At 64.3% G+C, this 26,103-nt stretch carries 22 protein-coding genes and 2 pseudogenes; 18 read left to right on the top strand and 6 right to left on the bottom strand.

Annotated elements, in window-relative coordinates; all coding sequences use genetic code 11:
- Positions 1 to 27: 27 nt before the first annotated feature.
- Complete coding sequence (gntR, locus tag F8237_RS02240; protein ID WP_151642206.1) at positions 28 to 1,128, bottom strand: HTH-type transcriptional regulator GntR; 1,101 nt, start codon at positions 1,126 to 1,128, stop codon at positions 28 to 30.
- A gap of 202 nt (positions 1,129 to 1,330) precedes the next feature.
- Here gntR and F8237_RS02235 point away from each other — a divergent pair, with 202 nt between their 5' ends.
- The 12 genes and pseudogenes from F8237_RS02235 (at position 1,331) to F8237_RS02180 (ending at position 12,805) form a co-directional block, all read left to right on the top strand.
- Positions 1,331 to 2,392 carry an ABC transporter ATP-binding protein gene (locus F8237_RS02235; RefSeq protein ID WP_151642205.1) on the top strand — a complete coding sequence of 354 codons (1,062 nt, stop codon included), beginning with the start codon at positions 1,331 to 1,333 and terminating at the stop codon, positions 2,390 to 2,392.
- Between the two features lie 61 nt (positions 2,393 to 2,453).
- Positions 2,454 to 3,767 carry an ABC transporter substrate-binding protein gene (locus F8237_RS02230; protein WP_151642204.1) on the top strand — a complete coding sequence of 438 codons (1,314 nt, stop codon included), beginning with the start codon at positions 2,454 to 2,456 and terminating at the stop codon, positions 3,765 to 3,767.
- A 66-nt stretch (positions 3,768 to 3,833) separates the two neighbouring features.
- Positions 3,834 to 4,781 carry a carbohydrate ABC transporter permease gene (locus tag F8237_RS02225; RefSeq protein ID WP_151642203.1) on the top strand — a complete coding sequence of 316 codons (948 nt, stop codon included), beginning with the start codon at positions 3,834 to 3,836 and terminating at the stop codon, positions 4,779 to 4,781.
- Between the two features lie 2 nt (positions 4,782 to 4,783).
- A complete protein-coding gene (locus F8237_RS02220; RefSeq protein ID WP_151642202.1) occupies positions 4,784 to 5,659 on the top strand; it encodes a carbohydrate ABC transporter permease in 876 nt (291 codons plus the stop codon).
- 64 nt (positions 5,660 to 5,723) lie between these two features.
- Positions 5,724 to 6,710, top strand: coding sequence for a D-erythronate dehydrogenase (gene denD / locus F8237_RS02215; protein WP_151642201.1), 987 nt, complete (start codon positions 5,724 to 5,726; stop codon positions 6,708 to 6,710).
- A 29-nt stretch (positions 6,711 to 6,739) separates the two neighbouring features.
- Positions 6,740 to 7,720, top strand: coding sequence for a sugar kinase (locus tag F8237_RS02210; RefSeq protein ID WP_162005838.1), 981 nt, complete (start codon positions 6,740 to 6,742; stop codon positions 7,718 to 7,720).
- Between the two features lie 28 nt (positions 7,721 to 7,748).
- Positions 7,749 to 8,399, top strand: coding sequence for a bifunctional 4-hydroxy-2-oxoglutarate aldolase/2-dehydro-3-deoxy-phosphogluconate aldolase (eda, locus tag F8237_RS02205; RefSeq protein ID WP_162005837.1), 651 nt, complete (start codon positions 7,749 to 7,751; stop codon positions 8,397 to 8,399).
- Between the two features lie 50 nt (positions 8,400 to 8,449).
- A pseudogene (locus F8237_RS02200) lies at positions 8,450 to 9,639 on the top strand (acetyl-CoA acetyltransferase).
- Positions 9,640 to 9,765: 126 nt separating this feature from the next.
- On the top strand, positions 9,766 to 9,972 hold the full coding sequence (locus tag F8237_RS02195; protein WP_151642198.1) for a hypothetical protein: 207 nt from the start codon (positions 9,766 to 9,768) through the stop codon (positions 9,970 to 9,972).
- Between the two features lie 125 nt (positions 9,973 to 10,097).
- Positions 10,098 to 11,303 carry a CaiB/BaiF CoA transferase family protein gene (locus F8237_RS02190; RefSeq protein WP_151642197.1) on the top strand — a complete coding sequence of 402 codons (1,206 nt, stop codon included), beginning with the start codon at positions 10,098 to 10,100 and terminating at the stop codon, positions 11,301 to 11,303.
- 9 nt (positions 11,304 to 11,312) lie between these two features.
- Positions 11,313 to 12,449, top strand: a complete 1,137-nt coding sequence (locus F8237_RS02185; protein ID WP_151642196.1) for a thiolase family protein — start codon at positions 11,313 to 11,315, stop codon at positions 12,447 to 12,449.
- Entirely contained in the window at positions 12,446 to 12,805 is a 360-nt protein-coding gene (locus tag F8237_RS02180; protein WP_151642195.1) for a Zn-ribbon domain-containing OB-fold protein, read from the top strand. The genes F8237_RS02185 and F8237_RS02180 overlap by 4 nt, the downstream gene beginning before the upstream one ends.
- A 452-nt stretch (positions 12,806 to 13,257) precedes the next feature.
- Here the strand turns inward: F8237_RS02180 and F8237_RS02175 are convergent, their stop codons facing one another.
- Entirely contained in the window at positions 13,258 to 14,001 is a 744-nt protein-coding gene (locus tag F8237_RS02175; RefSeq protein WP_151642194.1) for a FadR/GntR family transcriptional regulator, read from the bottom strand.
- 237 nt (positions 14,002 to 14,238) lie between these two features.
- On the opposite strand from F8237_RS02175, the pseudogene F8237_RS37335 reads away from it, so the two are divergent.
- The 3 genes and pseudogenes from F8237_RS37335 to F8237_RS02160 form a co-directional block, all read left to right on the top strand.
- Positions 14,239 to 14,571 (top strand): annotated as a pseudogene (locus F8237_RS37335) (aminotransferase class III-fold pyridoxal phosphate-dependent enzyme); the annotation flags it as partial.
- Positions 14,572 to 14,650: 79 nt separating this feature from the next.
- The gene (locus F8237_RS37330) at positions 14,651 to 15,337 is read left to right on the top strand and encodes a N,N-dimethylformamidase beta subunit family domain-containing protein (RefSeq protein WP_201280174.1); all 687 of its coding nucleotides are present in this window, start codon (positions 14,651 to 14,653) and stop codon (positions 15,335 to 15,337) included.
- A gap of 97 nt (positions 15,338 to 15,434) precedes the next feature.
- Positions 15,435 to 15,962, top strand: a complete 528-nt coding sequence (locus F8237_RS02160) for a carboxymuconolactone decarboxylase family protein (RefSeq protein ID WP_151642193.1) — start codon at positions 15,435 to 15,437, stop codon at positions 15,960 to 15,962.
- 162 nt (positions 15,963 to 16,124) lie between these two features.
- Here the strand turns inward: F8237_RS02160 and glsA are convergent, their stop codons facing one another.
- From glsA to F8237_RS02140, 4 genes are all read right to left on the bottom strand, one after another.
- Positions 16,125 to 17,966: a glutaminase A gene (gene glsA / locus F8237_RS02155; RefSeq protein ID WP_151642192.1), complete on the bottom strand. Its 1,842-nt coding sequence runs from the start codon at positions 17,964 to 17,966 to the stop codon at positions 16,125 to 16,127.
- A gap of 21 nt (positions 17,967 to 17,987) precedes the next feature.
- A complete protein-coding gene (locus F8237_RS02150; RefSeq protein WP_151642191.1) occupies positions 17,988 to 20,063 on the bottom strand; it encodes a TRAP transporter permease in 2,076 nt (691 codons plus the stop codon).
- A gap of 36 nt (positions 20,064 to 20,099) precedes the next feature.
- Positions 20,100 to 21,266 (bottom strand): TAXI family TRAP transporter solute-binding subunit, encoded by a 1,167-nt coding sequence (locus F8237_RS02145; protein WP_151642190.1) that lies wholly within the window; start codon positions 21,264 to 21,266, stop codon positions 20,100 to 20,102.
- A gap of 166 nt (positions 21,267 to 21,432) precedes the next feature.
- Positions 21,433 to 21,654 carry an acyl-CoA carboxylase biotin carboxyl carrier protein subunit gene (locus F8237_RS02140; protein ID WP_151642189.1) on the bottom strand — a complete coding sequence of 74 codons (222 nt, stop codon included), beginning with the start codon at positions 21,652 to 21,654 and terminating at the stop codon, positions 21,433 to 21,435.
- 94 nt (positions 21,655 to 21,748) lie between these two features.
- On the opposite strand from F8237_RS02140, the gene F8237_RS02135 reads away from it, so the two are divergent.
- The 3 genes from F8237_RS02135 (at position 21,749) to F8237_RS02125 (ending at position 25,998) form a co-directional block, all read left to right on the top strand.
- Positions 21,749 to 22,723 carry an IclR family transcriptional regulator gene (locus tag F8237_RS02135; RefSeq protein WP_162005836.1) on the top strand — a complete coding sequence of 325 codons (975 nt, stop codon included), beginning with the start codon at positions 21,749 to 21,751 and terminating at the stop codon, positions 22,721 to 22,723.
- Complete coding sequence (locus tag F8237_RS02130) at positions 22,653 to 24,212, top strand: acyl-CoA carboxylase subunit beta (RefSeq protein ID WP_151642187.1); 1,560 nt, start codon at positions 22,653 to 22,655, stop codon at positions 24,210 to 24,212. Before F8237_RS02135 ends, F8237_RS02130 begins: the two co-directional genes overlap by 71 nt.
- A gap of 445 nt (positions 24,213 to 24,657) precedes the next feature.
- On the top strand, positions 24,658 to 25,998 hold the full coding sequence (locus tag F8237_RS02125; RefSeq protein WP_151650430.1) for a type II and III secretion system protein family protein: 1,341 nt from the start codon (positions 24,658 to 24,660) through the stop codon (positions 25,996 to 25,998).
- The last annotated feature ends 105 nt before the right edge of the window (positions 25,999 to 26,103 follow it).

Below are 26,103 nucleotides of genomic sequence, written 5' to 3'. Positions count from 1 at the left end.
GCGGGTCATTTCCTCACGAGGGCGATACTACTCATGGCTACTTGGTAACGCTATCATTTTGTTCGCCGTGCCTGCGCCGGATACAGCTGGCTTGCTGTCCGAACGCCGCGATGCCGAGCTTTGCCGTTCGATCACCTTGAAGCCGAGATCGAGCACCGGACGCTCCGGGCGCCGTCCTTCAATCGCCTCGATGAGCATGGTCGCGGCGGTGTTGCCCATCTCGTAGCGGTTGGTGCGCACGCTGGTGAGGGTGGGGACCGCGGAGGCCATGAATTCGAGGTCGTTGAAGCCGACGATTGCGATCTGTTCGGGGATCGCGATCTCGCGGCGCCGGCATTCGAAGAGGACGCCGAGCGCGAGGTCGTCGTTGGCGCAGAACACCGCATCGATGCCGGGCTCGCGTCCGAGCAGATCGGCGAAGAGGGTGCCGCCGAGCGTCACCGAGGTCGGCGTCGCCGTGGTGACGACGAGGCGCTGTTCGAACAGGCCTGCCTCCTTCATGGCCGAGACATATCCGTCCAGCCGCCGCTGCACCCGCGGGTCCATGCGCGCGCCGACGAAGCCGATCTTGCGGTGGCCTTGCGCGAACAGGTGCGCAACCGCCGCGCGCGCTGCATCATAGTGCGAAAAGCCGATCATCATGTCGACCGGATTCGGCCCGACCTCCATGATCTGCACGATCGGGCAGTCGGCGGCCTCCAGCATCGCGCGCGATTCCTCGGTCTGGTCGATGCCGGTGACGATCAGTCCGGCCGGCTTCTGCGCCAGAAACAGGCGGAGTAGCTTCTCTTCCTGGAGAATACTATAGCGTGTGTTGGACAACTGGATCGAGTACCGGCTGCCTTCGGAGGCGTCATAGATGCCGCGCAGCACGTCCGAGAATACGTTGTTGGTCAGCGACGGAATCAAGACGCCGATCACTTCGGTGCGTTGCGAGGCCAGCGCGCGCGCTGCGAGGTTCGGCACGTAGCCGAGCTCCCTGGCGGCGCTCTCGACCCGCGTCCGCTTGGCGACCGACAGCGCCTCCGGATTACGGAAGAAGCGCGACGCCGTGATCGGGCTGACGCCGGCAAGCTCGGCGACTTCCGCCAGCCGGATTTTGCCTGACTTGGTGCGTTTTCGACCCATTTGCTGCTCTTAACACAGTCACTCCCGCAAACAAAGGAACGTTGACAGCGCTACCAGCAGCGACTAACCAAAGACAAATTGCCAAAACCGCACAAACTGCCGACAATGTCGCTCGCTAAGATCGGGCTTCGGTCGGTGAAGTCTGAAAAAACAAGACGGTCGCGGCGCTCGAAGCGTCGTGGACTTTCGAGGAGGGAGCTAGATGTCGTCTGTGCAAATCCGCGACGTGCGGAAATCGTTCGGCAATTTTGAAGTCCTGCACGGCGTCTCGATTCCGATCGAGGATGGCCAGTTCGTCGTCCTGGTTGGTCCCTCCGGCTGCGGCAAGTCGACGCTTCTGCGCATGCTCGCAGGCCTCGAGAACATCACCTCCGGCACGATCTCGATCGGCGACCGCGTCGTCAACAATGTCCAGCCCAAGGAGCGGGACATTGCGATGGTGTTCCAGAACTACGCGCTCTATCCGCACATGACCGTGGCCGAGAACATGGGCTTCTCGCTGAAGCTGCGGAATGCGGGCTCCGACGAGATCAACAAGCGAGTCAAGCGCGCCGCCGAAATTCTCGCGCTGGGGCCGCTGCTCGAGCGCTATCCGCGCCAGCTTTCCGGCGGCCAGCGCCAGCGCGTCGCCATGGGCCGCGCCATCGTGCGCGATCCCCAGGTCTTCCTGTTCGACGAGCCCTTGTCGAACCTCGACGCCAAGCTGCGCGTCGCCATGCGCACCGAGATCAAGGAACTGCATCAGCGGCTGAAGACCACGACCGTCTACGTCACCCACGACCAGATCGAGGCCATGACCATGGCCGACAAGATCGTCGTCATGCATGACGGCATCGTCGAGCAGATGGGCACGCCGCTCGAGCTCTACGACAAGCCGGAAAACCAGTTCGTCGCCGGCTTCATCGGCTCGCCCGCCATGAACTTCCTCAAGGGGCATGTGCGCGTGAATGGCGTTGCGACCTTCGAAGGGCCGAACGGCGTCAAGCTGCCGCTCAAGAACGCGCCGGCCGCGTCCGACGGTCGTCCGGCCGTCTATGGTGTGCGGCCCGAGCATTTCACCATCGCCGACGACGGCGCCGATGCCGAGATCATCGTGGTCGAGCCGACCGGCTCGGAGACGCAGGTGTTCGCCAAGGTCGGTGGCGAGCAGGTCGTCGCGGTGTTCCGCGAGCGCCACCAGTTCAATCCGGGTGACAAGGTCAAGCTGAAGCCCGATCCGTCGCTGGTGCATTTGTTCGACGATGCGACGGGCAAACGCCTGTAGCGACGTCGAAGGACTGACGAAGAACTACCAAAATATAAATATAAAATTCAGGGAGTGAACGATGAGCAATTTCGACAGGCGAAGTGTGCTTAAAGCCGGCCTGGGCGGCGCAGCGTTGCTGGCCGGCCCGGGTATCGTCCCGGTCCGCGCGGCCGAGTGGACCAATGTGCCGGAGGCGAACGCCTCCATCCGCGTGCTGCGCTGGAAGCAGTTCATCCAGGCGGAATTCGACAAGTTCGCCGAGCAGACCAAGAAGTTTTCCGAAAAGACCGGCGTCAAGGTCAAGCTTGAAGCCGAGAGCTGGGAAGACATCCGTCCCAAGGCTGCGGTCGCCGCCAATGTCGGCGCCGGTCCCGACCTGATCATCGGCACGCTCGATGATCCCCACAAATTCCCGGAAAAGCTGATCGACATGACTGACATCGCCGACTATCTCGGCAAGCAGTATGGCGGCTGGTATCCGGTCGCCGAACGCTACGGCAAGAAGGGCAACAGCTGGATCGCCATCCCGCAGGGCGCGACCGGCGGCTGCCTGAACTACCGCATCAGCCACGTGAAGGCCGCGGGCTTCGAGGAATTCCCCAAGGACACCGCCGGCTTCCTCAAGCTCTGCCAGGCCTTGAAGAAGAACAACACGCCCGCCGGCTTCGCTCTGGGCCACGCCACCGGCGATGCCAATGGCTGGTGCCAGTGGGCGCTGTGGGCGTTCGGCGGCAAGGTCGTCAACGACAAGAACGAGGTCGTGATCGACTCGCCCGAGACGATCGCCGCGCTCGAATACGTCAAGCAGCTGTACGAAACCTTCATCCCCGGCGTGCTGTCGTGGAACGACTCGAACAACAACAAGGCATTCCTCAACGGCGAGCTCAGCCTGACCCTGAACGGCATCTCGATCTGGACCGTCGGCAAGAACTCCACGGATCCGAAGCAGCAGGAGATCGCCAAGGACATGAACCACGCGGCGATGCCGATTGGCCCTGTCGGTGTGCCGACCGAGCAGCAGAACGTGCTGGTCTACTACGGTTACAAGCACTCGAAGTATCCGAAGGCGGTCAAGGAATACATCAAGTTCATGATGGACAAGGAGAACTACGACGCCTGGGAGGTTTCCTCGAACGGCTACGTTTCGCCGCCGCTGCCCGCCTACAACGAAAACCCGGTCTGGACGTCGGATCCGAAGATCACCCCGTTCCGCGATTGCCTTAAGCGCAGCCGCGACAACGGTTTTGCCGGCGACCTCGGTTACGCCTCCGCTGCCGTGATGGGCGACTTCGTCGTCGTCGACATGTTCGCGGAAGCAGCCTCCGGCTCGGCGACGCCGAAGCAGGCGGCCGCGCGCGCCGCCGAGCGGGCCAAGCGCTACTATCAGGTCTGATCAGGTCCAATCCGCACGGCGTCCGGTTCGCCGGACGCCGTGACTATTCGTCGAGAGGAATCCGACATGGCAGTCATGGCCGAGCCCGTTGTCGCGCCTGCAAGGCGCAGCAGCCTGTGGAGCAGAGCATTCGAGAGCAGGCATTTTCTCGGCGCGATGTTCATGGTGCCGGCTATCGCGATTCTCATCCTGTTTCTGGCTTACCCGCTGGCGCTGGGCTTCTGGCTCGGCATGACCGACACCAAGATCGGCGGGGCCGGACGCTACATCGGCTTCCAGAACTTCGTCTCGCTGTCGAAGGACTCGGTGTTCTGGCTATCGGTGTTCAACACCATCTTCTATACGGTCGCCGCGAGCGCCGTGAAATTCGCCATCGGGCTTTACCTGGCGCTACTGCTCAACGAGCGGCTGCCTTTCAAGTCGATGGTCCGCGCCATCGTTCTGCTGCCGTTCGTGGTGCCGACAGTGCTCTCGGCGATCGCGTTCTGGTGGATTTACGACAGCCAGTTCTCGATCATTTCCTGGGTGCTGATCAAGGCCGGCCTGATCACGCGCTACATCGACTTCCTCGGCGATCCCTGGAATGCGCGCTGGTCGGTCGTCGCCGCCAATATCTGGCGCGGGGTGCCATTCGTGGCGATCACGCTGCTGGCGGGCTTGCAGACCATCTCGCCATCGCTCTACGAGGCCGCCAATCTCGACGGCGCCACCAACATGCAGCGCTTCCGCCACATCACGCTGCCGATGCTGTCACCGATCATCGCGGTCGTGATGACGTTCTCGGTGCTGATGACCTTCACCGACTTCCAGCTGATCTACACCATCACGCGGGGCGGGCCGATCAATTCCACGCATCTGATGGCCACTCTGTCGTTCCAGCGCGCCATTACCGGCGGCAATCTCGGCGAGGGCGCGGCGATCTCGAATGCGATGATCCCGTTCCTGGTCGCGGCAATTCTGTTGAGCTTCTTCGGACTTCAGCGCTCCCGCTGGCAGCAGGGCGGAAGGGACTGACCATGAGCACCGCGGACGACCAAAGCGTCGGTATGGACTACCTCGAGAGCTTCCCGCGGAAGTTCTTGCGCGTCTACCTGCCGCTCGGCCTGATCATCTTCTTCCTGCTGTTCCCGTTCTACTGGATGGCGATCGCGACGTTCAAGCCGGACGCGGAGATGTACGATTACGAGAAGTACAATCCGTTCTGGATCGTCCATCCGACGCTGGAGCACATCAAGAAGCTGTTCTTCGACACCGACTATCCGCTGTGGATGTGGAACACGGTGATCGTCTCGGTGTCCTCCACCTTCATCTCGCTGTTTGCCAGCGTCTGCGCCGCCTACGCGATAGAGCGTCTCCGCTACAAGGGCTCGCGCTATGTCGGTCTTGCGATCTTCCTCGGCTATCTCGTGCCGCCCTCGATCCTGTTCATTCCGCTGGCGGCGATCGTGTTCCAGCTCGGCCTGTTCGACGGCAATCTGGCGCTGATCCTGACCTACCCGACCTTCCTGATCCCGTTCTGCACCTGGCTGCTGATGGGCTATTTCCGCACCATCCCCTATGAGCTGGAGGAGTGCGCGCTGATCGACGGGGCCACGCGGCTCCAGATCCTGATGAAGATCACGCTGCCGTTGTCGCTCCCGGGGGTGATTTCGGCGGGCATCTTCGCCTTCACGTTGTCCTGGAACGAGTTCATCTACGCGCTGACCTTCATCTCCTCGTCGGAAAACAAGACCATACCGGTCGGCGCCATCACCGAACTCGTCAACGGCGACGTCTACCATTGGGGCGCGCTGATGGCGGCGGCCCTGACCGGCTCGGTCCCCGTAGTTATCCTTTATTCCTTCTTCGTGGAGTACTATGTGTCGGCGATGACCGGCGCCGTGAAGGAATGATCTCGGGGCCGCCATGAGAGCGCCTCTCGCCTGATGCGCTCCGACAACAAGAAGGAGTAGGCTCTTGCACATTCTGGTTCTGGGCGCCGCCGGCATGGTCGGCCGCAAATTGTGTGAACGGCTGTTGCGCGACGGCCGGCTCGGCAAGAGCGACATCACCAAGCTGACCATGCATGACGTTGTCGAGCCCAAGCAGCCGGAAAAGGCCGGTTTCCCAGTCGAGACCGTGTCGGGCGATTTCGCCGTGCCGGGCGCAGCCGAAAAGCTGATCGCCGGCCGCCCGGACGTGATCTTCCATCTCGCCGCGATCGTCTCGGGCGAGGCCGAGCTCGATTTCGACAAGGGCTACCGTATCAATCTCGACGGCACGCGGATGCTGCTCGATGCCGTCCGCCTCGTCGGCGGCGGCTACAAGCCGCGCGTGGTGTTCACGTCCTCGATCGCGGTGTTCGGTGCCCCGTTCCCGGACGCGATCGGCGACGAGTTCTTCCACACCCCGCTGCTCAGCTACGGCACCCAGAAGGCGATCGGCGAACTCCTGCTCGCCGACTATTCGCGCCGCGGCTTCCTCGACGGCATCGGCATCCGCCTGCCGACCATCTGCATCCGGCCCGGCCTGCCCAACAAGGCGGCATCGGGCTTCTTCTCCAACATTCTGCGCGAGCCGCTGGCCGGCAAGGAAGCGATCCTCCCGGTGTCCGAGGACGTCCGCCACTGGCACGCCACGCCGCGCTCGGCGGTCGGCTTCCTGCTCCATGCCGGCACCATGGACCTCGCCAAGGTCGGTCCGCGCCGCAACCTGACCATGCCGGGCTTCTCGGCCACGGTCGGCGAACAGATCGCCGCGCTCAGGCGTGTCGCCGGCGACAAGGTCGCCGCGCGCATCAAGCACCAGCCCGATCCGTTCATCGTCGGCATCGTCGGCGGCTGGCCGCGCAATTTCGAGGCAAAGCGGGCGCGCGAGCTCGGCTTCACCACCGAAGAGAAGACCTTCGACGACATCATCCGCATTCACATCGAAGACGAGCTCGGCGGCAACTTCGTCGCCTGATCCAACCGATGAACAGCTTGGATATGACGATGGCGAGCGTTGCTTGCATCGGCGAGTGCATGGTCGAGCTCCGGCAGGCTCATGGGGGGCATTCCTCCGGGCAGCATGCCGGGCAGGGCGGTGGCCTGTACTCGCGCGGCTTCGGCGGGGACACCCTCAACACCGCGGTGTATCTGGCGCGGCTCGAGGTCAAGGTCGACTATCTCACCGCGCTCGGCGATGACGCCTTGAGCGATGAGATGATCGCGGCCTGGACCGCCGAGAGCATCGGCACCAGGCGCGTCGTGCGGTTGCCGGGCAAGCTGCCCGGCCTCTACATGATCCAGACCGATGCGAACGGCGAGCGCCAGTTCTTCCACTGGCGCGACAGCGCGGCGGCGCGGCAGTTGATGAACCTGCCGGAGACGGACGAGCTGCTCAACTCGCTGATGAGCTACGACATCGTCTATCTCTCCGCGATCACGCTCTCGATCTACGACGCGGCCGGGCGCGATCGCCTGTTCGCGGCGATCACGCGGGCGCGGCTGCTCGGCACCCGCTTCGTGTTCGACACCAATTTTCGTGCGCGCGGCTGGCCCGATCGCGATGTCGCCCGCGAGGTCTTCGCCGCGGCCTTCGCGGCCGCCGACATCGTGCTGACCTCGACCGAGGATCTGCTCGCGCTCTATCCCGGCGAGAGCCAGGAGCAACTGATGGCACGGATCCCGAGCCCGGAGCTGGTGTTCCGGCTCGCCGAGCCTGTCAGCCTGTTGCGTTTCCCCGGCGGGACCAGCGAGGTCCGCGCCGAGCCCATGACCAAGCCGGTGGTCGACACCACCGCCGCCGGCGACAGCTTCGCGGCGGCCTATATCGCGGCGCGGCTGGCCGGTTCCGATCCGGTTGAGGCGGCCCAGGCCGGGCATCGCCTCGCCAGCCTGGTGATCTGCTATGCTGGAGCCATCATTCCGGGCTATGCCATGCCGCCGAAGAAGCGGCACCGGCCGCCGACCACGCGTCAAGCGACCAAGTGACTCGCGACCAAGTGAAACGAAAGCCAAGATGACCACGAGCGCCCAGCAGAACCACCTCGTCGCGCTGTTCAAGGCCGCGACCGTCATTCCCGTCCTCACCATCGAGCGTATCCAGGACGCCGTGCCGCTGGCGCGTGCACTGGTCGCCGGCGGCATCCGCACGCTGGAGGTGACCATGCGCACCCCTGTTGCGATCGAGGCGGCGCGGGCGATGATGGCCGAGGTGCCCGAGGCGGTCGTCGGCATCGGCACGATTCTCAATCCGGCCGACTTTACCCGCGTCGAGAAACTCGGCGTCGCGTTCGGCATCAGCCCGGGCCTGACCCCCGATCTCCTGAAGGCCGCCACCGACAGCTCCTTGCCGTTTGCGCCCGGCATTGCCACCGCGTCCGAGCTGATGATGGCGCTGTCCTACGGCTTCGACGTCGCAAAGTTCTTCCCGGCCGAGCAGGCCGGCGGCATCAAGGGCCTGCGCGCCCTCGGCGGCCCGTTCCCGAATGTGCGGTTCTGCCCCACAGGTGGCGTCGGCGAGGCCAATGCGGCGACCTGGCTCGCCGAGCCCAACGTGGTCGCGGTCGGCGGCTCCTGGCTGTGCCCGGCGGCGGAGATCAAGGCCGGGAACTGGGCCGGCATAACTGCCATCTGCCAGCGCAGCCTCCAGGCCCTGAAAGCCGCGTGAAGTCTTGCCAACCCTGCGCTAAGACTTAGCTCAGCCAAGACCTAGATCAGATGTCCCCAGGGAGAGATACCATGACCGCCAGCATCGTCGGATGGGCCCATACGCCGTTCGGCAAGTTTGACACCGAGACTGTGGAAAGCCTCGTGGTGAAGGTTGCCAACGAGGCGCTGGCGGATGCCGGCATTTCGGCCGGCGACGTCGACGAGATCGTGCTCGGCCATTTTAACGCCGGCTTCTCGCCGCAGGATTTCACGGCGTCGCTGGTGCTCCAGGCCGACCCGAAGCTGCGTTTCAAGCCCGCGACCCGCGTCGAGAACGCCTGCGCCACGGGCTCTGCTGCCGTGCACCAGGGCCTGCGCGCGATCGCCGCCGGCGCGGCCAAGATCGTCCTCGTCGTCGGCGTCGAGCAGATGACGCGCACGCCAGGCCCGGAGATCGGCAAGAACCTGCTCAAGGCCTCATATCTGCCGGAGGACGGTGAAACCGTCGGCGGCTTCGCCGGGGTGTTCGGCAAGATCGCCAGCTCCTATTTTCAGAAATACGGCGACCAGTCCGACGCGTTGGCGCTGATCGCGGCCAAGAACCACAAGAACGGCGTCGCCAATCCCTTCGCCCAGATGCGCAAGGATTTCGGCTTCGACTTCTGCCGCGCCGAGAGCGAGAAGAACCCCTACGTTGCCGGCCCGCTGAAGCGCACCGACTGCTCGCTGGTCTCCGACGGCGCCGCGGCGCTGATCCTGGCCGATGCCGAGACTGCCAAGAGCATGAGCAAGTCGATCGGCTTCCGCGCCACCGCTCATGCCCAGGACTTCCTGCCGATGTCCAAGCGCGACATCCTCCAGTTCGAGGGCTGCACCGTCGCCTGGCAGCGCGCGCTGGAGCAGGCGGGCGTGACGCTCTCCGATCTCTCCTTTGTCGAGACCCATGACTGCTTCACCGTCGCCGAGCTGATCGAATACGAAGCGATGGGCCTGACGCCGAGGGGCAGGGCGCCCGCGCCATCAAGGAAGGCTGGACGCTCAAGGACGGCAAGCTGCCGGTCAATCCGTCCGGCGGCCTGAAGGCCAAGGGCCATCCGATCGGCGCCACCGGCGTGTCCATGCACGTGATGACAGCGATGCAGCTCGCAGGCCAGGCGCCCGAGGGGATGCAGCTCAAGAATCCAAAACTCGGCGGCATCTTCAACATGGGCGGCGCCGCGGTCGCCAACTACGTCTCCGTGCTGGAGCCGCTGAAGTAGGTCTTGTCGCTTCCGTTGGGTGGGCAAAGGTGCGAAAGCTCCGTGCCCACCTTCTTTCTTGCGCTAGATCATGGTGGGCCCGCCGGGGCCCCTTAAAGCTCTTGGTTGATTTGCAGGGAATACATCATGAGCAATGACTACGAAGACTCGCTATCGATGGACGCACTCAACGATCGCATTGCGATCCTCGAGGACAATATCAGGCAGCTGATCGAGCAGGCTGCGGCTGCCTCGGGCGAGCAGAGCGAGTCCCGCATTGCCGACCGCCTCAACCAGCAGAATGAGGAGCTCGACCGGCTCCTCAAGATCCGCGAATCCCGCCAGAAGAAATAGCCGGCCGATATCGCCGCGCGGCGCATGCGGCCATACCCCGGCCGCCCTTGCGCGCGCGGCGTCGCTGCCGTTAGCTGACCGAAATCGCGGGGCTGATCTGGCCTTGCGCAATCGGGAGCAAACGAATGGGGCCGCTGAAGGGCATCAAGGTCGTCGACATGACCACCGTGCTGATGGGGCCCTATGCGACCCAGATGCTCGGCGACTACGGCGCCGACGTGATCAAGGTCGAATCGCTCGACGGCGACGTCACCCGCCTGATCGGCCCGATGCGGCACACCGGCATGGGCCCGGTGTTCCTCAACACCAATCGCAGCAAGCGCTCGATCTGCCTCGACCTGAAGAAGCCTCCGGGGCGCGATGCCGTGCTGCGGCTGCTGAAGGACGCCGACGTTCTCGTCTACAATGTTCGCCCGCAGGCGATGGCGCGGCTTCAGCTCGGCTATGACATCGTCTCGAAAATCAATCCGCGCCTGGTCTATGCCGGCGTATTCGGCTTCGGCCAGGACGGGCCTTATGCCGCAAAGCCCGCCTATGACGATCTGATCCAGGGCGCCACGGCGCTTCCCGCGCTGATGGCGCAGACCGGCGACGGCGTGCCGCGCTACGTGCCGAACGCGCTGGTCGACCGCATCGTCGGCCTCACCGCTGTCGGCGCGATCTGCGCCAGCCTCGTGCATCGCGACCGCACCGGCCGCGGCCAGCGCGTCGACATCCCGATGTTCGAGACCATGGCGGGCTTCGTCATGGGCGACCACATGGGCGGCCTCACCTATGAGCCGCCGCTCGACAAGGGCGGCTATGCCCGCCACCTCTCGCGCGACCGCAGGCCCTACAAGACCTCGGACGGCTATCTCAGCGTCATCGTCTATAACGACAAGCAGTGGGAGAATTTCTTCAAGGCGACGGGGCGCGACGATCTGCGCGCCGATCCGATGTTCGCGACCTTCGCCGGCCGCGCCGCCAACATCGACGTCGTCTACGCCGAGCTCGCGCGCATTTTCGAGACGCGCACCACGGCGGAATGGATCGACCTGCTGACCGAGGCCGACGTGCCTGTCATGCCGATGCACGATTTGCAGGGCGTGCTGCACGACGAGCATCTGGAGGCGACGAAGTTCTTCCCGGTCGTGAACCACCCGACCGAGGGGCCGATCCGGAGCATGAAGGTGACGGCGACCTGGTCGGAGACCGAGGCCGAGCCGGTGCGGCTGGCGCCGCGGCTCAACGAGCACGGCGCCGAGATTTTGCGAGAGATCGGCTACTCCGCGGATGAGATCGCGGCCATGGTCCGCGACGGCGTGACGCGTTCGCCGCCGGACGAGACGTAGGGGACTGCCATGAGCTTCATCACCGGCGTCGGCCTCACGCCCTATGGCAAGCACGAGGGCTCGTCCTCGCTCGATCTGATGAGCAAGGCCGCTCAACTTGCGCTCGACGATGCCGGGCTCAAGCGTACGGACATCGACGGAATCCTCTGCGGCTACTCCACGGTCTCTCCGCACATCATGCTGGCGACCGTGTTTGCCGAGCACTTCGGCATCCGCCCGTCCTACGCCCATGCCGTGCAGGTCGGCGGCGCGACGGGGCTGGCGATGACGATGCTCGCGCATCATCTCGTCGAGGCGGGCGTTGCGCGCAACGTGCTGGTGGTCGCCGGCGAGAATCGGCTCACCGGGCAGAGCCGCGACGCCTCGATCCAGGCGCTGGCGCAGGTCGGCCATCCCGACTACGAGGTGCCGCTCGGTCCGACCATTCCCGCCTATTACGGCCTCGTCGCCACCCGCTACATGCACGAATACGGCGTCACCGAAGCGGACCTCGCCGAGTTCGCGGTGCTGATGCGCAGCCACGCCTGCACCCATCCCGGCGCGCAATTCCACGATCCGATCACGGTTGCCGACGTCATGGCTTCGAAGCCGGTGGCGATGCCGCTCAAGCTGCTCGACTGCTGCCCGGTGTCCGATGGCGGCGCGGCGTTCGTGATCAGCCGCGAGCGGACCGGGGAAGCCGGCGTCCGCATCCGCGGCTGCGCGCAGGCGCATACCCATCAGCATGTCACGGCGGCACCGGCATTGAGTGAGCTCGGTGCAGAAATCTCGATTGCCCGCGCCAAGGAAGCCACCGGCCTTGCGATTTCTGACGTGCGCTACGCCGCGATCTACGACAGCTTTACCATCACTCTGGCGTTGCTGCTTGAAGACCTCGGCCTTGCCGGCCGCGGCGAGGCGGCGGCCCGCGTGCGATCAGGCCATTTCAGCCGCGACGGCGCCATGCCGCTCAACACCCATGGCGGCCTGCTCAGCTACGGCCATTGCGGCGTCGGCGGCGCGATGGCGCATCTGGTCGAGGCGCATGTGCAGATGACGGGGCGGGCTGCAAATCGGCAGGTGCGCGACGCCTCGATCGCGCTGCTGCACGGCGATGGCGGCGTGCTGTCGTCCCACGTCAGCATGTTCCTGGAGCGGGTGCGATGAGCGAACGAATCGCCGACTGGACCAAGGGCGGAGAGGTCATCACTTTTCAGACCTGCACCGCATGCGGCCATGTGCAGTATTTTAACCGCGCGTTCTGCGCGGTGTGCGGGGCCTCCGATCCGCGGGAGGCGCGCGCCGGCGGCAAGGGCAGGGTCTATGCGACCTCGCTGGTCTGCCGCGCCGCCACGCCCGAGACGCGCGCGCACGTGCCCTACAACATCCTGCTGGTCGATTGCGCCGAGGGGTTTCGCATGATGGCGCACGGTGAACATGACCTCGCGATCGGCGACGAGGTCGATGCGAGCTTCAGGCCGTTTGCCGGAAAGCTGGTGCCGTTCTTCACGAAGCGGAAATAGCGGGATTCGTCATTCGGGGCGGTCCGAGGGACCGAGCCTGGAACGGGAGTTCTGGGCCTGGCCTGTGCGAGGGCCACCCCGGAATGACGAAAACTCTTGCTAACGCAACTCTACCTAACGCCCGTAGAACAAGATGCTGGCGATGACCAGCATCGCCGTCACCGCCAGCATATGCGCGAGCGATCCCGAGGCCGCCCCCTTGGTGGCTTCCTTCATGCCTTTTTCTCCCTAGACTTGGGCGTGACTCATCGTTGTGCGCTACTCGCACACCCCGCGGCCAATTGTTTTTACTCGGAACACCCCTTGCGAGTATTCACCGCGATTTGTCCCCACGCAGCGAATATCGACTGTGCCAAGGTCGATCAGCATTGCGGCGGCATTTTGACTCGATGATGTTGCTCTTGAGGTTGTGCAGCAAAGGGTTTGCGAGCACTTTCCTCAATCGCGACAAATCATCGGACTTTCCCGCGGGAGTTCGCAGGCTTCGTCATTGCCATCGATTTGGCTTTCGACGCCTTCATCAGCGCATCCCTGATGTTGTTGAGATGACGCGTCATTGCAGTACTCGCCTTGCGCGGATTCCTCGCTTGGACGGCTTCGAAGATGGCCTCGTGATCCCTCCGCCACATCGGACGATAGTCCTCCATCTGCATGTGTTTGTGAATCTCCTGCCAGATGCCGGACTCGGTCTGTGCGCGCCATAGCGAGTCGCAGATCGATACCAGTGCGCCGTTTCCCGTCGCTTCGGCCAGCACCATGTGGAAGCGGTGGTCCGACGTGTCGGCCTCGCGTCCCTGCGCATGTTCCCAGCGCATCATGGCGAGCGCTTCGGCAAGCTGCGCGAAAATGGCCTCGGTGCCGCGCTGTGCCGCGATCGCCGCGATCTGCGGCTCGATCAGCTGGCGCGCTTCCAGATTCTCGAAAGGCCCGAAGCCTTCGAGCACATGCACGTCAGGTGCTTCCTGACGGCTGATCACGTAGACGCCGCTGTTGCTGCGCACCTTCAGCATGCCGGCCATCGCCAGCGACAGTATGGCCTCGCGCACCGTCGGCCGCGATACGCCAAAGGTCTTCGCAAGATCGCGCTCGGCCGGCAGGCGCTGGCCGATCCGGTAACTCGCCTGGATCATCGCAGCAATGCGCCTGGCGACGATCTCGAAGCTGCGTTCGGGCTTGGACGGGGGATCGTGCAACATCTTCGTGCTCGTCAGCTGTTTCTTTGACTTTGACAAGCCGGCGCACGAAAGCCAAGCTGGTCAGACCAATTTGGACTGACCAGTTTTGCGCGACCGGGGTTGGGAATTCGGCGGGTCGATGGAGGCTGCGCGCGTGTTCGACAGCAAGCCCAATTCAGCCGAGGCGCGCGATATCGCGTTCCATCTGCACTCGCAGACCAATCCGCAGCGTCATGCGGCAAGCGCTATCTGGAAGCGATGGCGGGGCTGTGGTGCACCTCGCTCGGCTTTTCCGAGACGCGGCTCAAGGCGGCGGCCGCCGCGGCCTATGACAAGTTCGGCTTCTATCACAGCTTCAATCACAAGACGCCCGACAACACGATCGACCTCGCCGAGAAGCTGGTCGAGATATCGCGGATCCCGGATGCGCAGGCCTATTTCGCGACGTCAGGCTCGGAAGCCACCGAGACGATGGTGAAGCTCGCCTGGGTGTATCACGCGGTCCATGGCAAGCCCGGCAAGCGCAAGATCATCGCCCGCGATCGCGGCTTCCATGGCTCGACGATCGTTGCTGCTTCGATGTGCGGCCTGCCGCGCATGCATCGCGAGTTCGGCCTCCCGCTCGACGGCTTCCTGCATACGCATTGCCCTCGGCAATGGCGGCCGCTTCATGTATCTCGGCGGCAACGGCTTCTACTGGAAGGTGGTGCCGCATGCGACTGGCACCTGGGCTTTCGAATTACGACGCGCCGAGGGCGGCATCCGCCTCTGGGAAACGCTGCCCGGAGAGAGCTATCACGCCTTTGACGGATCCTATGGCGGCCTCTGGCGACGGCTCGGCCGCCCGCCGCAGGCGCTGGTCGGCGTTGGCTTCAGCACGCAGGGGGAATATATGGGCTTCCCCTATACTTTCCTCGATGGCGTCCTGGATCCCCGCGTCGCCTTTATGCGCGAGGGTATCGAGGATCTGGCAAGACCCGGCGCCAAGCTCGGCGAGCGTGGCTTCATGGGCGGTGGCGCCGCCGGCCACGAGCTGGACCGGGCGGACACGCGCCTCGGCACGCCGCATCATGCGATCATCATCGGTCGTGCCGTCCTGACCGATCCGACCTATCAGCCCGTCAACGAGGAGCGCTATGACCACACCTGGCCGGCGTCGCGCGAGGACATCATCCGATCCGACCTGACCTTCTTCGAGACGACGAATGGCGGCGCGGTGTTCTCCGTCGGCTCGATGAATTTCATCGGCGCGTTGCCGGTGGACGGCTACGACAACGTCGCGGCTCTGCTGGTGACCAACATCGTCAAGCGTTTTGCCGATCCGGAGCCATTCCCGCCGCCGAAAGCCTCTACATGACGGGCACTCTCACGCGACGATGTTGCTCTCGAGCCGGTGCGAGCATACTCTTGGGGACTGCCAGAAACGACAACAAGACCAAGACCCAAGGTGACTGATGGCCCGCATCAACTACAACGATCCGACCAAGGCATCCGACCGCACCCGCGAAATCCTCGACAAGAACCGCAATGCCAACATCTTCCGGATGATGTCGCATTCGCCGAGTTATTTCGAGCAGTACTGCCGCCTCGGCGGCGCCATCCGCCACAAGGGCGAACTCGATCCGGTCGTGCGCGAGCTCGCGATCACGCGCACCGGCATTCTGTGCGAGGCGCCGTACGAAATCGTCGCGCACAAGCGCATCGGCAAGAATGTCGGCGTCAGCGACGAGCAGAACGAGGCGCTCGAGAACTGGCAGGCCGCAACCTGCTTCAATGAATTGCAGCGCGCCGCGCTCGCCTTCACCGACGAGATCGTCAAGCTGAGGAAGCCGACGGATGCGACCTTCAAGGCGATCGCGGCAAAGCTGACGCCGGCCGCGCTGGTCGAGCTGCAGCTCTCGGTCGGCTTCTACATCATGACCTCGAAATTCCTGGAGACGTTCGAGATCGACCTCCAGCCGGTCACGGAAGTGGTGGGCTGAAGCGCCGGCTCGTTCCACGCACTCCGTCAGTGCGACGGGAAAATGCCGGTCTATCACCGTCGTCCTTCGAGGCTCCGCTTGCAATGCGTTCGCATCGCATGCCTCGCACCTCAGGATGACGGGACTCGCAATGACGGGGGAGGCAGCGGTGTCCCGCCAAACTCACGTCGACGTCAGGATATCAACCTTGGCGTTGGCGACGATCAGGCGGTCGGCGAGGAGCAGTGCCAGGTTGCGCATGACACGCTCGCTGGCGCGCGGGTGCTGCCTGCGGAAGCGTTCGAAATCCTTCAGGGGGACCTCGAACGCGGTCGCCGCCATGTCCGCGAACACGTCGGCGGAACGGGTGGTCTCGATCAGCGCCATCTCACCGAACGCCATGCCGGCGGTGAGCGTCGCCAGCCGCACGCCGTCGGGCAGGGTGACATGCACGGCGCCGCTGCGCAGGAAGAACAGGGAATCGGCGGGATCGCCGGTGGTGAGGATCTTCGCGCCGGATTGATAGGTCCGGATGCTGCAGATCGAGGCGAGGTCGGTCAGCTCTTCCTTGCTGAGGCCTTCGAGCAGCGGCTGCTCGGCCAGCTCGGTGGTCTCGTGGAAGTCGATCGAGCCGCCGTAGCGGTAGACGATCTGGTCTTCGGCCCATTCGATCGCGGTGTCGAGCAGATAGAAGTCGCGGACGTTCTTCAGCTCCGCCGTCCATTCCCGCAATGTGTCCCATTCCTTGGAGGCACGCCTGACGCCTGACAGCACCACCGTCACGTTCAGTGCGGCGAGCTCCTCGAACGCCTCGGCCACGAGCCGCGCGCCGGCGCGCGTGGTCGAGGTGACGCGGTGCAGATCGAAGATCACGAATTGCGGCCGGGGCCTTCCAGCGAGCCGGCGGGAGACGTAGTCGACCGCCGACAGCGACAGCGTCCCGACCAGCTCGATGATCCGCACCTCCTGCTCATGCGCGGCCAGGATCTCGCGCTCCTGTGGACGGCGGACGCGGCGGGACGGGCTCTTGCCGATGTCGTAGTCGGCAATGACGGCGTTGCGCGCGTCGTCGCTGCGGTTGAGCATGTGCAGGTCGTAATGCGAGGACAGCGCCTCGCAGACCTTGATGCCGCGCACGCTGTTGCCGTGCTTGTCGAGCTTGGGCGAATAGCTGCCGAGGCCGAGGCGGGCGGGCAGCGCGGCGAGGATGCCGCCGCCGACGCCGCTCTTGGCGGGGATGCCGATCCGGTAGATCCATTCGCCGGCATAGTCGTACATGCCTGATGACGTCATCACCGACAGCGTGCGTGAGATCGCGTAAGCGCTCAGCACCTGCTCGCCGGTGACCGGATTGATGCCGCGGTTGGCGAGGGTCGCTGCCATCACGGCGATGTCGCGCGCGGTGACCAGGACCGCGCATTGCCGGAAATAGACGTCGAGAACGCCGACGACGTTGTCCGAGATCACCGCATTGGTCTTGAGGAGATAGCCGATGGCGCGGTTGCGGTCGCCGGTCTGGCTTTCGGACGCGTAGACGGCCTCGTCAACGGCGAGGTCACGCCCCGCAAAACGGCTGAGCGCGAGGCGGATCTGCTCGAAGGCGTCCGCGCCCTTGCTGTCGTAGATCAGCCCGGTGCAGGCGATCGCGCCGGCATTGACCATCGGGTTGAACGGATGGTTGTCGGCATTGAGCCGGATCGAGTTGAACGGATCGCCCGAGGGCTCGACGCCGATCGCGCTCTCGACCCGGCCGGCGCCGAGGAGATCCAGCGCCAGCGCGAACACGAACGGTTTCGACATCGACTGGATGGTGAAGGGCACCCTGGAGTCGCCGACCTCGTAGACATGGCCGTCGAGCGTGGCGAGGCTGATGCCAAAATAGGCAGGGTCGGCCTTGCTCAGTTCGGGAATGTAGTCGGCGACGTGGCCCGAGGTTTCGGCCGAGAATTCGTTGAGGCAGGTGTCGAGAAACCGCAGCAATGGCGGCTTCGAGCGGGTCCAGGCGGAGGCGGGCGGCGATGTCATCGCCTCCCTTGTGCAACGCAATCAGGGCACGCGCAACCCGTCCGGAATCGGGTTTTGCCGCCTGACCAGGAGGAGCGCGACCAGGACCGTGGGCATGAGGATGCCGAGGCCGAGCAGCGTCACCTGCATCTGCGACAGCGGCATGATCCCGCCGCCCGGGGTTGCCACCACGAAGCCGCCGATCACCAGCAGCACGCGCAGGGGCCACTCCATCAGGCCAGCGCCGCGGAGGTCGCCGACGAACGGCTGATAGCCCTGGATGCCGCCGCAGATGAACAGCGTCCCGAACGCGGCGAGCGCCATCAGGCCGAGGCCGGCGAGATAGGGGCTCGGTCCTTGCAGCACCAGCGCCGGATTGAGCACGAAGAAGAACGGGATGAAGTAGATGATGCTGCCGACCCACATCGATTCCCAGCCGGTCTTCATCGCGGGCGAGCCGGCGATGCCGGCGGCCGCGAAGGAGGCGATCGCGACCGGCGGCGTGATCGACGACAGCATGCCCCAATAGAAGATGAACATGTGCACCGCCATCTTGTTGAGCCCGAGTTTCTCCAGCGCGGGCGCGACCAGGATGGCGAGGAAGATGTAGCAGGCGGTCGTCGTCAGCCCCAGGCCGAGAATGAGGCTTGTGAGGGCGCACATGCCGAGCAGCAGGAAAGGATTGTCGCCCGCGATGTGCAGCAGGTCGTTGGCAAGGCTCGACACAACGCCGGTCATCGAGAAGGCGCCGATCAGCAGGCCGCAGCCGGCGAGGATGCCGACCAGCTCGACGAATGTGCGCCCGTTGACTTCGAGGAATTTGCCTATCGTCGCCAGCGTCCAGCGCGTGTCCTTGGAGAACAGCTGGTTGAGCACGAGCAGCAGCGCGGTGGCGTAGAACGGCGCATGGCTCTCGCGCTTGAAGTAGAGCAGCATCACGACCAGCAGCGCGATGACGAACACGTAATACCAGCCGTCCTTGATCGTATCCATGATCCGCGGCAGCTCCGCGCGTGGAATTCCCTTCAGTCCGTGGCGCGCAGCATAGGAATCGACCTGCATGAACAGGCCGATATAGTAGAGCGCCGCCGGAATGATCGCGGCGATCGCGACGTCGGCATAGCTGACATTGAGGAACTGGGCGATCACGAAGGCGGTGGCGCCCATCACCGGGGGCGCCAGCACCGCGCCTGTTGAGGCGCAGGCCTCAATTGCCCCGGCATAGGATGCGCGAAAGCCGCTTTTCTTCATCACCGGAATGGTCATGGTCCCGGCGGTGAGCACGTTGGAGATGATCGAGCCCGACATCATGCCGAGCAGGCCGCTGGCGAAGATGCAGACTTTCGCCGCGCCGCCGCGGAACGTGCCGCACATCGCGAAGGCGAGGTTGATGAAGAACTTGCCGGCGCCCGTCATCATCAGCGCGGTGCCGAACACCAGGAAGCCGATCACGGTGTCGGCAAAGGCCTGGATCGGAATGCCGAGCAGGCTCTCGCCTGACAGCACGTGGTAGGCGGTGGCCTGCTCCAGCGTCGACTGCGTACCGCGGAACGGCCCGAGCCAGCCGGCCTCCGCAAACAGCGGATAGACGGTAAAGGGGAAGACGCTGAGCAGCAGGCTCCAGCCGCCGGTGCGGCGCAGCGCCTCCATCAGCATCGCCCACATCACGAGGCCTGCCGCGACCACGGAGTTCGGCGCCCCGCCGAACTCCCAGCCGGCCTCCGCCGCCTTGCGCACGTTCGACATCAGAAGCAGGGCGGCAGCAAACGTCACGACGAAGAAGACAAGGTCGTACCAGGGAATGCGGTCGAGTGGCGCGCGCTCCGTGCCCGGAAAGATGAGGAACGTGAACGGCAGCATCAGCGCGATCAGCAGATAGAAATATTCGGTGTTGAGCTGGGTATAGCCGATGAAGAAGCGCAGCGAGAATTGCTGGTTGATGCAGAGCAGGATCGTCGCCGCGGTCGCAGCCACCAGCGTCCAGCGCCATGCACCGCGAAGCGTGCGGACGCGCGTGACCTCGGCTTCCTGCATGTTGCCGGCGGCGCCATGCGGATCGTCGAACACGACCCGCTTGGCCTCGTCCTGCGGGCCGGTGGAGATTGAAGCAGACGACATGATCGACCCCGCGCGTGGGCTATGAACCGCTGTGGACTAGTCCTCGAACCCGTTCGGCATGTCGGCCTTGGCAAGCGCCGCGGCGCGCGCCTTCATCCAGCCTTCGAGGAACGCCTTGTCATCCGCCGGCGGATTGGATTTGCCGTAATCGGTCCACGCCGCGCCGAGCACGTCTTGGCGCTTGAACAGCTTGTTGTTATGCGCCTCCTGCGCGTCGCTCCATTGACCGGCTTCCTTCAAAGCCTTCACCGCGCCGGGATGCACCGGCACCACCCAGTTCTTGGTCTGCCGGTCGGCGCCAAGGCCACCGGCGCCGGGTGCGGAGTCCTTGTAGGCGTCGTAGTTGACGATCATCGCCTTGGTCATCGCATAGACCTGGTCGGCCGGCTGCGAAGCATAGGCGACGAAGATCGGGTAGGGATAGTTGCCGAGCTCAATCGGCTTCTCCGGCGAGATGCCGGCGCCGCAGGTGGCCGTCTGCGGGAAGAAGAACGAGCCGACCTTCTGCATCCGCGCCCAGCCTTCCTTGTCCTTGGCGGGGAGCGGCGGCCAGACCAGTCCGCGCGGCGAGGTCTCGGCTTCCTTGGCCGGGCCGGTGATGGTGGTGCCGAAGGCCGCATCGGTGTCGTTGTTGATCAGGCCTTTCCACATCGCGCCGTAGCTGGCGAATTCGACGACCTTGACGTCCTTCTGCGTCAGCCCCGCGAAGGCGAGCACCGCCAGCGAATTCTGGTTCAGCGCGGGCGAGCCGACGACGAAGCCAACGCGCTTGCCTTTCAGGTCCTTCAGCTCCTTCACGCCGGCATCCGCGGCAACGCCGAGCGTGCCGCAATTGCAGTCGACGGACGAGAGCAGAATCTGGAGCGGCTGCGGACCCCATTCCCTGGAGCCGAATTCGAACACGCCTTCCTGCGCGAAATAGGTGCCCGATCCCATCGCCGATGCCGCGGCGCGCTTGGCGCGCAGCGGCGCGAGACGGGCGACGTCGTTGCCTGCGGGGAGCACGCGAACGTCGGTGCTGTATTTGTCCTTCATCATCTTGCCGACGCCGACCGCGATGTTGAAGCCGGCGGTGCCGGTGTCATAGGCGGTGAACGTCAATGTCGCCGGCAGCTTGATGTCATCGGCGAATGCATAGCGTGTAGACACAAAAGAAGCGCCTGCAATCAAGGCAGGCGCAAGCATGATAAGCCCGCGAAGCATGTTTCCCTCCACGATCTCCGCTTTTGCCGCGAAGATTTTCGTTCTTTGTTTGAAACGGTTTTTTATTTGGAGGCGATCATGTCACCGCGCTCGAGCGATGGCAACGACGTACCGCGAACGCAGCAATGAAGCAGACAGATTGTCGCGGAAGCGATGGAGAATGCAGTCAATTCGCGATCATCGCGATCGCCTGTCCTTCGGCAACGACGTCGTCGAGCTTGACGAGAAGCGATGTGATCGTGCCGCTCGCGGGCGACGGCACAGGGATCTCCATCTTCATCGCTTCGACGACTACAATTTCATCGCCATCCGCAACAGTTCCTCCAACTTGCACGAGAGTTGCGCAGATGCGACCCGCGACCTCCGTGATGATCTTAATTTCTGGCATGCGATCGCCTTTTTGTTGTCGTTGCAAAATGCCTGAGGTAGCGTCGTCTGCAAGTGGAATTTAATTCCGCACAGCGGAACAATTGGTAGGGAACATGGGACGACGTTCGGAGCGGTTGAGTAGACAAGGTGCACTCGCTGGCGACGCCGGCGAGGGGGATGTCATCCAGGTGGTGTCGCGCGCGTTCGACGTGTTGCGATGCTTCGAGGGCCACGAGGCTCGACTCGGCAATCTCGAGATTTCAAATCGGTGCGGTCTGCCGCGCTCGACGGTGTCGCGGCTCACGCACACGCTGACGCGGATGGGACAGCTCGTCTATCTGCCGCGCGATCAGAAATATCGCATTGGCCCGAGCGCGGTAGCGATGAGCGCCTCGATGATGAAGGGCGCGCAGCTGCGCAGCATGATCCGGCAGCGGCTCCAGGAAGTGGCCGAGCAGCTGCCCGGCACGGTCGGCTTCGTCGTCCCCGATCGTTTCCATCTGGTCTATCTCCAGTTCGCGCGCTCGGCGACGGCGCTCGGCCTGCACGAGGCCACCGGCAGCCGCATCTCGATGGCATCGACCGCCGCGGGCGCGGCCTACACTGCGGCACTGGCGCCCGAGGTCGGGGACGCCTTCATCGCCGACATCGAGCGGGAAGCTCCCGAGGCTGCAAAAATCCTCAAGCCGCGTATCGAGGCCAACCGGCAGTCGCTGCGCGAGCGCGGCTATGTCGTGGCCTGCGGCCTGTGGAGCCCCCACATCAACGGTCTGGCGGTGCCGATCTGGTCGCCGCAGTACCAGACCTTCGTCGTGATCACGATCGGTCTGCTCTCGGCGATGTACGACGAGCAGCGCCTGCATGACGAGGTCGCCCCGCCGATGCTTGGCCTCGCACGCTCGCTGGGCAGCCTGATGGAAGGCGCCGAAGGCGACGCCTTCAATGCGCGTATCCCGCGCAAACCGGTCGCAATGGCCGTGCATAACAATAACAAGCCGATCAATTCGGAGGGAGTGAATGAACTGGAAGCCGGAACTCGACGAGCTCGCCCGGCGCGAAGCCTTCGCGCGGGAGATGGGCGGCGTTGACAAGGTCAAGCGTCAGCATGACCAGGGCCGACTGACTGTTCGGGAGCGTATCGACAAGCTGACCGACAGAGGCAGCTTTCACGAGATCGGTGCCGTCTCCGGCACCGGTGAATACGATTCCAGCGGCGAGCTGCAGAAACTCACGCCGGCGAACTGCGTGTTCGGCCGCGGGCGCATCGACGGCCGCACGGTGGTTGTGGTCGGCGACGACTTCACCGTGCGTGGCGGCTCGGCGGATGCGTCGATCTCGGCCAAGCCGCTGATGGCGGAGGAGATGGCGCACGATTTCCGCCTGCCCATCATCCGGATCATCGAAGGCTCCGGCGGCGGCGGCTCGGTCAAGACCATCGAGACCAAGGGCGCTGCGAATTTGCCGGGCGGCATCGGCGGCACGCGCTGGTATCGCTTCACGACGGAAAACCTGTCGCGCGTGCCCGTGGTAGCGCTTGGCCTCGGCTCGGTCGCGGGCCTTGGTGCCGCGCGCCTCGCGGCAAGCCACTATTCTATCATGACAAGGAAGTCCGCGATGTTCGTCGCGGGGCCGCCGGTGGTGAAGGCGCTGGGGCAGGACCTCACGAAGGAGGAACTGGGCGGCGCCGACATCCAGACCCGGGCCGGCGCGGTCGATCATGCCGTCGACACGGAAGAAGAGGCGTTCGCTTGCGCGCGGCGTTTCCTCTCTTACCTGCCATCATCGGTCTACGAGCTGCCGCCGACTTTGCCCTGCGCCGACAATCCCGAGCGCAGCGAAGAGGCGCTGATGAGCGCGGTGCCGCGCAACCGCAAGCAGGTCTACAAGATCCGGCCGATCATCGAGCAGGTCGTGGACAAGGGCTCGTTCTTCGAAGTCGCAAAGAACTTCGGCAAGCCGCTTGTCGTGGGTCTGGCGCGACTCGAGGGCAGGGCGGTGATGGTGCTTGCCAGCGACAGTTTTCACTATGGCGGCTCCTGGACCGCGGATGCCTGTCAGAAGGCGATACGCTGGGTCGACTTCGCCGAGACCTTCCATTTGCCGATCGTCTATCTCATGGATTGCCCCGGCTTCATGATCGGCCTCGATGCCGAGAAGGCTGGCACGATCCGCCACGGCGTCCGCGCCATGACCGCGGTCAACCAGACCACGGTGCCGTGGTGCACCGTGATCCTGCGCAACGCCTTCGGCGTTGCCGGCGTGGTGCATCAGCCGGCCGACCGCTTCTCGATCCGCTACGCCTGGCCGTCGGCCTATTGGGGCTCGCTTCCGCTCGAAGGCGGCATCGAAGCCGCCTACCGCGCCGACATCGACGCGGCCGAGGACAAGCCGGCCAAGCTGAAGGAGATCGAGGACCGCCTCAACAAGCTGCGCTCGCCGTTCCGCTCGGCCGAGAAGTTCTGGGTCGAGGAGATCATCGATCCCAGGAAGACGCGGTCGCTGCTGTGCGAGTTTGCAAGACTCGCCGAGCCGCTGCGCAAGCCGGGTCCGCCAGAGAACATGACGATCAGGCCGTAGCTCGCGTTTGCCCCGTCGCCGGGCAGCATTGATCCATCGCAACACCATTCTGAGCAACGAGCACGCGTTTGACGCTGTGCTCCGAGGTCGTCCTTCCGGTCGGGCAGCACCTCCGCCGTTGAGTCGGTTGCCCCGCGCGCATCGATCATTTCGGCCGGATTTAGGCATCTTTGTCCGGTGTGTGTCGCCGCCCTCAATTTTGTTTCACTCGCGCTGGCGGCGCCCGAACGTCTGGCCTGCAACGTTCAAGCCGCGTTGACTGCCATGTGGCTTCTCGCAGCCTGCGAGGGACCCTCGGCGTCATCTGAGGGACAAGACGTTGAGGATCAGTCTTATCTATCGTGGCATCGGGCCATCCCCGCGTGCCCGCAGGCGCCGGCTTTCAGCGCTGCTCGTTCTGGCTGCTGTTTGCGCCGGACCATCGTCGTCCTCGGGAGCTGGGGACCTGCGAACCCCGCGACAGGGAGACGCGGTCAGCCAGTCCGATACGAGGTTTGCGTCACTCGGCATAGGCAAGTCGTTCGTGGTCGATCTTCCGCGCGATGCGAAGGACGTGCTGGTCGCCGACCCCAAGATCGCCAACGTTGTGCTTCGATCGGCGCAGCGCGCCTACATCATCGGCGCGGCGGTCGGGCAAACCAACGTGGTGTTCTTCGATACCGCCGGCCAGTCGATCGTCGCCTACGACATCGCCGTCAAGCGTGACCTCAACGGAGTTCGTGCCGCACTGAAGCAGGCGCTTCCCGCGGCCAATGTCCAGATTGACGGCGTCGGCGATGGGGTCATCCTGAGCGGCTCCGTCGCGACGCCCATCGAAGCCCAGCAGGCCAACGATATTGCCGCGCGTCTCACCGGCGCGGCCGACAAAGTTGTCAACTCGATCACGGTTCGGGGACGCGACCAGGTGATGTTGAAGGTGACGGTCGCCGAGATTTCACGCGAGATCGTGAAGCAGCTCGGTGTCGATCTCAGCACCAGTCTCTCCTCGGGCACGTCGGTCGTCAGCCTGAGCAATTCAAACCCCTTCACGGCCTACGGCAAGAACCTTGTCGACGGCAACAGCGTGACCCTGTCGGCCGGCGGAAAGACGGCCACGCTGAGGGCGATGGAGAAGGCGGGCGTCGTACGCACGTTGGCGGAACCCACGCTGACGGCGATATCGGGAGAGGCCGCCACTTTCATCTCAGGCGGTGAGTTTCCCGTTCCCGCGGGGTATTCCTGCGACCCGACGACCCATGTGTGCACGACGCAGATCAGCTACAAGAAGTTCGGAATGTCGTTGAACTTCACGCCGGTCGTGCTGGCGGAAGGTCGCATCAGCCTGCATTTGATGACCGAGGTGTCGGATCTCTCGAACGAGAATTCGATCACCTTGTCTCAGGCGGTGAGCGACAGCACGACCAACTCTCTGACCATTCCGTCGATCAAGACGCGCCGGGCCGAGAGCACGCTCGAAATCCCCTCGGGCGGGTCCATGGCCATCGCCGGCCTGATTCGGGACCAGACAAAGCGAGCTGTGAATGGCTTGCCCGGCCTCATGCAGGTACCGCTGCTGGGCGCGCTCTTCCGGAGTCAGGACTTCGTCAATAACCAGACCGAGCTCGTCGTTCTCGTTACGCCGTACCTCGTTCGTGCCGTGAGCCCGAGAGAGCTATCGCGGCCGGATGACGGCTTCGTCGCCCCGAGCGATCCGCAAGCCAATCTCATCGGCAACGTCAATCGGCTTTATGGCCGAACGGGATCGACCGGAGCCCGTCGCGGCGATATCGGCTTCATCACCGATTGACGCGCCATCCAGGCATCGATCCCGGCAATGTTCAGGCAATCCCAGCAACATTCCCAAACATCTTCGTCAATATCCCGCGGTTGTTCGGGCATAGGACGTGCTCGG

The organism is Bradyrhizobium betae, from assembly GCF_008932115.1.
Taxonomy (GTDB): Bacteria; Pseudomonadota; Alphaproteobacteria; order Rhizobiales; family Xanthobacteraceae; genus Bradyrhizobium; species Bradyrhizobium betae.
This window is presented reverse-complemented; position numbering and strand designations above follow the sequence as displayed.

Excerpts from the sequence above, each read along its gene's own strand:
- F8237_RS02190 (WP_151642197.1), top strand. The coding sequence starts at position 10,098 with ATGGGGCCGCTGAAGGGCATCAAGGTCGTCGACATGACCACCGTGCTG.
- F8237_RS02150 (WP_151642191.1), bottom strand. The coding sequence starts at position 20,063 with ATGTCGTCTGCTTCAATCTCCACCGGCCCGCAGGACGAGGCCAAGCGG.
- F8237_RS02220 (WP_151642202.1), top strand. The coding sequence starts at position 4,784 with ATGAGCACCGCGGACGACCAAAGCGTCGGTATGGACTACCTCGAGAGC.
- F8237_RS02145 (WP_151642190.1), bottom strand. The coding sequence starts at position 21,266 with ATGCTTCGCGGGCTTATCATGCTTGCGCCTGCCTTGATTGCAGGCGCT.
- glsA (WP_151642192.1), bottom strand. The coding sequence starts at position 17,966 with ATGACATCGCCGCCCGCCTCCGCCTGGACCCGCTCGAAGCCGCCATTG.
- F8237_RS02135 (WP_162005836.1), top strand. The coding sequence starts at position 21,749 with ATGGGACGACGTTCGGAGCGGTTGAGTAGACAAGGTGCACTCGCTGGC.
- F8237_RS02230 (WP_151642204.1), top strand. The coding sequence starts at position 2,454 with ATGAGCAATTTCGACAGGCGAAGTGTGCTTAAAGCCGGCCTGGGCGGC.
- F8237_RS37330 (WP_201280174.1), top strand. The coding sequence starts at position 14,651 with ATGTATCTCGGCGGCAACGGCTTCTACTGGAAGGTGGTGCCGCATGCG.
- F8237_RS02225 (WP_151642203.1), top strand. The coding sequence starts at position 3,834 with ATGGCAGTCATGGCCGAGCCCGTTGTCGCGCCTGCAAGGCGCAGCAGC.
- F8237_RS02160 (WP_151642193.1), top strand. The coding sequence starts at position 15,435 with ATGGCCCGCATCAACTACAACGATCCGACCAAGGCATCCGACCGCACC.
- F8237_RS02195 (WP_151642198.1), top strand. The coding sequence starts at position 9,766 with ATGAGCAATGACTACGAAGACTCGCTATCGATGGACGCACTCAACGAT.
- F8237_RS02235 (WP_151642205.1), top strand. The coding sequence starts at position 1,331 with ATGTCGTCTGTGCAAATCCGCGACGTGCGGAAATCGTTCGGCAATTTT.
- eda (WP_162005837.1), top strand. The coding sequence starts at position 7,749 with ATGACCACGAGCGCCCAGCAGAACCACCTCGTCGCGCTGTTCAAGGCC.
- F8237_RS02130 (WP_151642187.1), top strand. The coding sequence starts at position 22,653 with ATGAACTGGAAGCCGGAACTCGACGAGCTCGCCCGGCGCGAAGCCTTC.
- F8237_RS02175 (WP_151642194.1), bottom strand. The coding sequence starts at position 14,001 with ATGTTGCACGATCCCCCGTCCAAGCCCGAACGCAGCTTCGAGATCGTC.
- F8237_RS02180 (WP_151642195.1), top strand. The coding sequence starts at position 12,446 with ATGAGCGAACGAATCGCCGACTGGACCAAGGGCGGAGAGGTCATCACT.
- F8237_RS02210 (WP_162005838.1), top strand. The coding sequence starts at position 6,740 with ATGGCGAGCGTTGCTTGCATCGGCGAGTGCATGGTCGAGCTCCGGCAG.
- gntR (WP_151642206.1), bottom strand. The coding sequence starts at position 1,128 with ATGGGTCGAAAACGCACCAAGTCAGGCAAAATCCGGCTGGCGGAAGTC.
- F8237_RS02140 (WP_151642189.1), bottom strand. The coding sequence starts at position 21,654 with ATGCCAGAAATTAAGATCATCACGGAGGTCGCGGGTCGCATCTGCGCA.
- F8237_RS02185 (WP_151642196.1), top strand. The coding sequence starts at position 11,313 with ATGAGCTTCATCACCGGCGTCGGCCTCACGCCCTATGGCAAGCACGAG.